Source organism: Aliivibrio kagoshimensis (assembly GCF_050337105.1).
Classification (GTDB): domain Bacteria; phylum Pseudomonadota; class Gammaproteobacteria; order Enterobacterales; family Vibrionaceae; genus Aliivibrio_A; species Aliivibrio_A kagoshimensis.
On record NZ_JAKJSQ010000010.1, the window covers coordinates 72,921 to 79,671 of the forward strand.

At 43.3% G+C, this 6,751-nt stretch carries 7 protein-coding genes; 2 read left to right on the forward strand and 5 right to left on the reverse strand.

The features are described 5' to 3' along the window. Window positions 1-48: 48 nt before the first annotated feature. Both aroC and L4C32_RS05675 read left to right on the forward strand, forming a co-directional pair. On the forward strand, window positions 49-1,134 hold the full coding sequence (gene aroC / locus L4C32_RS05670) for a chorismate synthase (RefSeq protein ID WP_428195886.1): 1,086 nt from the start codon (window positions 49-51) through the stop codon (window positions 1,132-1,134). A gap of 49 nt (window positions 1,135-1,183) precedes the next feature. Next, window positions 1,184-1,714 (forward strand): elongation factor P hydroxylase, encoded by a 531-nt coding sequence (locus L4C32_RS05675; protein WP_428195887.1) that lies wholly within the window; start codon window positions 1,184-1,186, stop codon window positions 1,712-1,714. Here the strand turns inward: L4C32_RS05675 and nagA are convergent, their stop codons facing one another. The 5 genes from nagA to L4C32_RS05700 form a co-directional block, all read right to left on the reverse strand. Next, window positions 1,715-2,860, reverse strand: coding sequence for an N-acetylglucosamine-6-phosphate deacetylase (nagA, locus tag L4C32_RS05680; RefSeq protein ID WP_428195888.1), 1,146 nt, complete (start codon window positions 2,858-2,860; stop codon window positions 1,715-1,717). A 43-nt stretch (window positions 2,861-2,903) separates the two neighbouring features. Next, entirely contained in the window at window positions 2,904-3,737 is an 834-nt protein-coding gene (locus L4C32_RS05685) for a MurR/RpiR family transcriptional regulator (RefSeq protein WP_428195889.1), read from the reverse strand. 148 nt (window positions 3,738-3,885) lie between these two features. After that, window positions 3,886-5,169, reverse strand: coding sequence for a TRAP transporter large permease (locus L4C32_RS05690; RefSeq protein ID WP_428195890.1), 1,284 nt, complete (start codon window positions 5,167-5,169; stop codon window positions 3,886-3,888). 8 nt (window positions 5,170-5,177) lie between these two features. Beyond that, window positions 5,178-5,693, reverse strand: a complete 516-nt coding sequence (locus tag L4C32_RS05695; RefSeq protein ID WP_428195891.1) for a TRAP transporter small permease — start codon at window positions 5,691-5,693, stop codon at window positions 5,178-5,180. Between the two features lie 44 nt (window positions 5,694-5,737). Further along, entirely contained in the window at window positions 5,738-6,703 is a 966-nt protein-coding gene (locus L4C32_RS05700; protein WP_428195892.1) for a sialic acid TRAP transporter substrate-binding protein SiaP, read from the reverse strand. Between the last annotated feature and the right edge of the window lie 48 nt (window positions 6,704-6,751).

Consider the following 6,751-nt stretch of genomic DNA (forward strand, 5'->3'; position numbering starts at 1 on the left):
ATTAAGCGATAGAGTAAAGACATTGATCGAGTATCTACAGGGGAAGTAATGGCGGGTAATACAATAGGACAACATTTTCGAGTAACAACGTTTGGCGAAAGTCATGGTATTGCTCTGGGCTGTATTGTTGATGGCTGTCCTCCGGGTCTGGAGTTATCCGAAGCCGATTTACAAACGGATTTAGATCGCCGTAAACCGGGAACGTCCAAATACACGACACCACGCCGTGAAGCCGATGAAGTAAAGATTTTGTCGGGAGTGTTTGAAGGAAAAACCACAGGCACTTCAATTGGTATGTTGATTGAAAATGGCGATCAGCGCTCAAAAGATTACTCAGACATTAAAGATAAATTTAGACCAGGCCATGCGGATTACACTTATCATCAAAAGTATGGACAGCGTGATTACCGCGGTGGAGGTCGATCCTCGGCACGTGAAACCGCGATGCGTGTTGCTGCTGGTGGTGTTGCTAAGAAATATTTGCAACAAGAGTTTGGTATTAAGGTGCGCGCTTATTTAAGCCAGATGGGTGATGTATCGATTGACTCTGTTGATTGGGATGAAGTGGGAAATAACCCTTTCTTCTGCCCTGATGCTTCTAAAATTGATGACCTTGATCAGCTTATTCGTAAGCTTAAAAAAGAGGGTAACTCAATTGGTGCGAAAATTACGGTGGTGGCTGAAGGTGTTCCTGTCGGTTTAGGTGAGCCGGTTTTCGACCGATTAGATGCTGATATCGCTCATTCATTAATGGGGATTAATGCGGTGAAAGGGGTTGAGATTGGTGATGGGTTTGCTGTGGTGAATCAACGTGGCAGTGAACATCGTGATCCTTTAACTCCTGAGGGTTTTAGCAGTAACCATGCTGGTGGTGTATTGGGAGGAATCTCCTCAGGACAAGATGTAGTTGCTCACATTGCGTTAAAACCAACGTCAAGTATTACCGTACCGGGTGAAACCATTAATAAAGCGGGTGAGAAAACGGAGTTGATCACTAAAGGGCGTCATGATCCGTGTGTCGGTATTCGAGCAGTGCCGATTGCCGAAGCGATGCTAGCGATCACTTTGATGGACCACCTGCTACGACATCGCGGTCAGAACTTTAATGTTTCGACAGAAACCCCAAAGATTTAATAAAAAATGGCGCCATGATGCGCCATCTTTTTTTGTGGAATGAGTGACAATGCCCCACCAATATCAAGATATGATTGCTGTATTCAATCGTACTTTCTTTACTGAATTTAACACTAAGTTAGAGCTTGGCGGTGATGAACCGATATATCTACCTGCGAATAAAGAGTGTGATTACCATCGTATTATTTTCGCTCGTGGTTTCTACGCGTCGACGCTGCATGAGATTGCGCACTGGTGCGTTGCTGGACCAGAGCGACGTCTGTTAGAAGACTTTGGTTATTGGTATGAACCTGATGGCCGCAGTGCGCAGGTACAAGCCGAATTTGAAAAAGTAGAGATCCGACCGCAAGCGTATGAGTGGATTTTATCGCAAAGTGCTGGTTTTCACTTTACGGTGAGTTGCGATAACATTAATGGTGATTTTGAACCTAACCGCCTTGAATTTATGCAGAAGGTTCAACAAGAGGTTGTGACTATTTTGCGTCAGGGGTTACCTAAAAGAGTGCAGATGCTGTCTGATTCATTACGCGCGTTTTATCACACGAAGCCTCTAGACAGCACGCAGTTTGTGGTGGCTTGATTACACTCGCTGTACACCCATTTGATAGACAGAATGAACATCATTATGGTCATCCAATAGAGTAATGTTGGCTTTATAACCCGCTTTGAGCCGACCATATTGCTGTTCTATGCCTAATGCTTTGGCTGGGTATAAACTGGCCATTCGTAATGCCTCTTCTCGAGACAGTCCCACATGCGTTATCAGATTTTTAATGCTATCAATGGTGGTGATGGCTGCTCCGGCAATTGTACCGTCAGAAAAATGACACTTACCGTTGGTGACATAAGCTGGGATGCCAGCCATATCAAACTCATCAATATCTGTGCCTGCGGGAGTCACTGCATCAGTAACCAAAAACAGCTTGTCTTTTAGAATATCGTGGGCGATTCGCACTGAAGCGTATGAAACGTGGATGCCGTCGGCAATAATGCCCGCTGTTGGTTTGTGATCAAATATATAACCAACAACCCCAGGTTCTCTGGAATCAAACGGTGACATTGCATTGAATAGGTGGGTTGCCATTCCTAAATTGAGTTTCTGCTCTAACTGTTGGTAGGTCGCATTGCTGTGGCCAATAGAGACAATAATGCCGGCAGCCGTTAAACAATCGATCACGGCTTGTTGGTTATTCTCAGGAGCCAAAGTCACAACGGAAATGTTGTTGGCGTGTGAAGCTAAAAAGTGAGCGGTTTCAATATCCAGTTCGCGTATGAATGCTTCTTGATGCGCCCCTTTCTTTTGCGGACTGATGAATGGGCCCTCAAGATGCAGTCCAAGTACTCCCATCTTCTCTCTGTCGGATAGATTATCGATTAACTCTATCGCTTGATTCATACACTGTGGTTGACTGGTAATTAAGGTTGGCAGAAATTGTGTGGTGCCATATTTAAGGTTCGTGTTATTCATGGTTGTCAGTGTACTTTCACTGATATCGGTATTGAAAAGGACGCCACCACAACCATTGAGTTGAATATCAATGAAGCCAGATGTTGCCAATAGGCCAGTTAGGTCAATCTGTTTTTCTGGCAGGGAGAGGGAGACATCAAATGGTGATATTTCAATAATGGTATCGTTTTGTACAAAAATAACTTGGTCACGTAGGGTCTTGTCACCATCAAAAACAGTAGCGTGCATTAACGCAAAATCTGCGGTTTTACTCTTCATTTAATCTAGTCTCTATAACAACGCGGTAGCAAAATGGATGACACTAAATAAGTAACGGAACCGTCACCTCAGCAGTCTCTTCAATGGATTTGCTGTATTGAGGATACTCTTCAGTTAAGGTATTCATGATGATATCAACCAGCAACATGGCACCCACTTTAGATGCAAAAGAACCTCCAGTTAACGGGCCTTCTGGTCGCGCTGCCACTAATACCTCACTGGATATTGTCGCTAATGGACTGTGAGTGATATTGGAGAGCGAAATGACAGGAGTACCACATTTTATCGCCTGTGATGCAGCATGGATTACCTCTTTGGTAGAACCTGAACTTGATATGGTAAACCACAAATGGTCTTTCTCGCTGCGTATCGCACTCATTGCCGCAAGGTGAGTATCTTCATACATAGTGGTCTGTTTACCAATACGTAGCAGCCGGAAAGAGAGATAGCGACCTATGATGCTAGAAGCACCTACGCCAACACAGTTGACGATTTTCGCATTGTGGACCAAGGCACAAACTCGTGATAAGGCTTTTCTATCGATCAACTTAGCAGTGTCTTGCAACGCCCCAATCGCATGAAGAGCTGAAGTATCACATAAATCACCATCACCCTTTGGTGTCTCTTTGTGGGCAATCTGGCTTAAATCTACCGCGAGGGACATTCTAAAGTCTGAATAGCCTTTGTACCCAAGATCGCGGCACAAGCGCACCACACTGGCTTCACTGGTTTTGGTGTTTCGAGCTAAGTCAGTAATCGTTTGAAACTGCACAGCCTGAGGGTTTTCAAGAATATAATTAGCAACAGTTTTTAGCTTTGGGCTAAGAGGTTCAATATTAGAACGTAATCTAGCGAGCAAGTTTTTAGGAGAGTTCACTGTGGCCTCATTCAATAATAGAGAGTTGGAACATTGTGCCTGAGCCTTTGAACATAACACTAAAGAGACAGTACAAACAATGTTTCTTTTAAATACAATTACTTATTTATAAAAGAGTGAGTAGGTACGACCTAAACACCCCATTTTATTATAAACCGTATCCTAACATCTGCTGTGGTAAGAATAGGGTGAATTGTGGAAATAAAGCGACTAAAATCAATACAATAAATAGTGGTACTAACAGTGGTAACACACCGCGAGTCAGTACGTGGAAAGGAATATTCCCCACTTTAGAGACCACATAAAGAGCCATGCCCATTGGTGGTGTTAAAATACCAATCATTAAGTTCAAGATTGCCATTACACCGAAGTGAACAGGATCAATCCCCACTGAAATAGCCACAGGAACCAAGAACGGTACCAACAACAGCAGCAGAGCTAAAGACTCAATGAAGGTGCCTAAAAATAGCAGCAGTAGGTTGATCAATAGTAGTAGAACCAGTGGATTATCGCTGATGGTTAAGAAGTATTCGGCCATATGTTGTGGCAGTTGTTCTCGAGCTACTATCCAACCAAATACGGTCACACCAATAACCATTAGGCCAACTACTGCAGTAGTATTGACGGTCTCTTTGATGATGTCGATAAATTTAGCCAGGGTTAGCTGCTTATAAACCACAGTGCCTAAAAATAGGGCGTAGATGGAAGAGACAACGGCAGCTTCTGTTGGAGTGAATTTTCCAGAAAAAATGCCGCCAATGATAATGACTGGGGTTAATAGAGATAAAAAAGCTTCTTTGAAGGCAATCAATCGCTCTTTAGCCGGCGCTTTTGGTAGTGTTTGGTAGCCTCTTTTTTTACAGATGAAATAACTCATTACCATTAAAGAGATGGCACATAACAATCCTGGAATTGCCCCTGCTAAAAAAAGTGCGCCAATGGAGGTGTTAGAGACAACGCCATAAATGACCAGAGGAATAGAAGGTGGAATGAGTGGGCCAATGATGCAGGACGCTGCGGTTAAACCACCAGCAAAATCATCATCATATTTTGCATCTCGCATGGATTTTATTTCGAGCTGCCCTAAACCACCGGCATCGGCAAGCGCTGAACCAGACATGCCCGAAAAGAGTAAGCTTGCCATGATATTTACATGACCTAAACTGCCCGTAATATGACCGACTAACGATTTCGCAAAGTTGAAAATACGCTCTGTGATACCAGCGCTGTTCATCAAGTGTCCGGTTAGAACAAAGAAGGGAACCGCAAGCAGTGTAAAATTATTAATACCGCCAAGCATCTGTTGAGCTGCGAAGTTAATTCCCATGCTATTGGTGAACACCAAAAAGGCTAGGGCGATAATAATTAATGAAAATCCAACTGGCATTCCAGCAAACAGGAGTGCTAACCAGCCAAAGATTGAAGTCGTCATGATAGTTCCTATGGTTTAGCGGGTTCGATAGAATCGGATTGAGAAGATGGGTTTGATGTGCCTTGACGGAAAATAGTGGTTAAGTACCACATTCTCTCAATTTGTCGGGCAAACATAAAACAGCCGCCTAGAGGCAAGCTATAGTTCATCCACTTGCTCGAGATTCCAAGCGTAATGAGCTCAAAGAAAGCCGTGCGTTGAACATGCTGATAGCCGAGATATATGACCGCGATAATGGCGATTAGAACCAAAGCCTCTAAAAGCATACTGAGCGAAAAACGAATGTTATTGCTGAGCTTATCAGAGAAAAAGGTGATTTTGACATGGGTATCTTTTTTGATAGCAATAGCACCACCAATAATAACCATATGCACAAAGAGCAATCGAGCAAGCTCTTCACTCCAAATAGAGGGGCTATCGAGTAGCCATCGTGCAACAATTTGCCACGTTAATAGAAGCAATAAAACGATCATTAAAGGAACGGTAATGATCTCTTCTATATTCTTGAGGACTTTCCTTAACATACTTTTCTCCGTAGCCGGCCTACTTATAGGCCGGCACATTGGGACTACATTTTAGCGATTTTTTCAATCAATGGTTCGTTGACTTGCTCATCAAACTCAGTGTAAAGCGGCTGCATCGCCTCTCTAAATGGAGTGAGATCTGGGTAGGTCACCGACACACCTTTCGATTCAAAGAAGGCGATCAGATCTTTCTCTTGAGTTTTCACTGTACTGGTATGAGAAGCGCCTGCTTTAGCCACCGACTTAGTAATCACCTCTTTTTGTGCATCAGTGAGTGATTTCCAGCGAGACTCTGCAATTAGAACCATCTGGTCATTAACAATGTGATTGGTGATAGCGAGGTTAGACTGAACTTCGTAAAATTTCTTCGCTTTAATGGTTGGTAACGGGTTCTCTTGACCATCCACCGCGTTAGTTTGCAATGCTAGGTAAACTTCAGAGAAAGCCATAGGGGTTGGTGATGCGCCAGACAATTTGGCAAAGTTTAGGTTAGGTTTTGCATTGGGCACTCGCAGTTTTAACCCATCAAAATCCTCAATCGAGTTGATGGCACGGTTAGAACTGGTTTGACGCGTTCCGTTGTACCAGGTATCAAGAGCACGCCAATTGTACTTCTCTAACATTTCATCACGAATACCTTGACCAAATGGAGAGTTAAAAACGCGTTGGATATGTTCGTAATTCTTAATAACATAAGGTTGAACAACCGCAGAGGCACGAGGAATCCAAAGACCCATTCTGCCCAGTTCAGAGTAAGTGAAGTCTAAATCACCTAAGCTAAGCTGCTGTAACATTGCTCTATCATCACCTAATTGCGCGCTTGGGTAGAGAGCCAGAGTCATTTCGCCATTTGACATCTCTTTAATAGAGTCAGCTAAAATGGTTGCTGATTGATACTCTACCGACCCGACTGATGCCTGCATGCCCATTTTAAGTTCAATAGCAGCTTGTGACATCGAAGCGAATCCGAGTCCAAGAAGTGCAATGGTAATTTTGTTGACTGTGTTCATAGTTTATCCCTTCACTTATTATTAGATATTTCGTGGTTGAAGATTTTC

What these genes read in the sequence shown, in the direction of transcription:
- aroC (WP_428195886.1), top strand. Translation starts at nt 49, where the DNA reads ATGGCGGGTAATACAATAGGACAACATTTTCGAGTAACAACGTTTGGC.
- L4C32_RS05675 (WP_428195887.1), top strand. Translation starts at nt 1,184, where the DNA reads ATGCCCCACCAATATCAAGATATGATTGCTGTATTCAATCGTACTTTC.
- nagA (WP_428195888.1), bottom strand. Translation starts at nt 2,860, where the DNA reads ATGAAGAGTAAAACCGCAGATTTTGCGTTAATGCACGCTACTGTTTTT.
- L4C32_RS05690 (WP_428195890.1), bottom strand. Translation starts at nt 5,169, where the DNA reads ATGACGACTTCAATCTTTGGCTGGTTAGCACTCCTGTTTGCTGGAATG.
- L4C32_RS05695 (WP_428195891.1), bottom strand. Translation starts at nt 5,693, where the DNA reads ATGTTAAGGAAAGTCCTCAAGAATATAGAAGAGATCATTACCGTTCCT.
- L4C32_RS05700 (WP_428195892.1), bottom strand. Translation starts at nt 6,703, where the DNA reads ATGAACACAGTCAACAAAATTACCATTGCACTTCTTGGACTCGGATTC.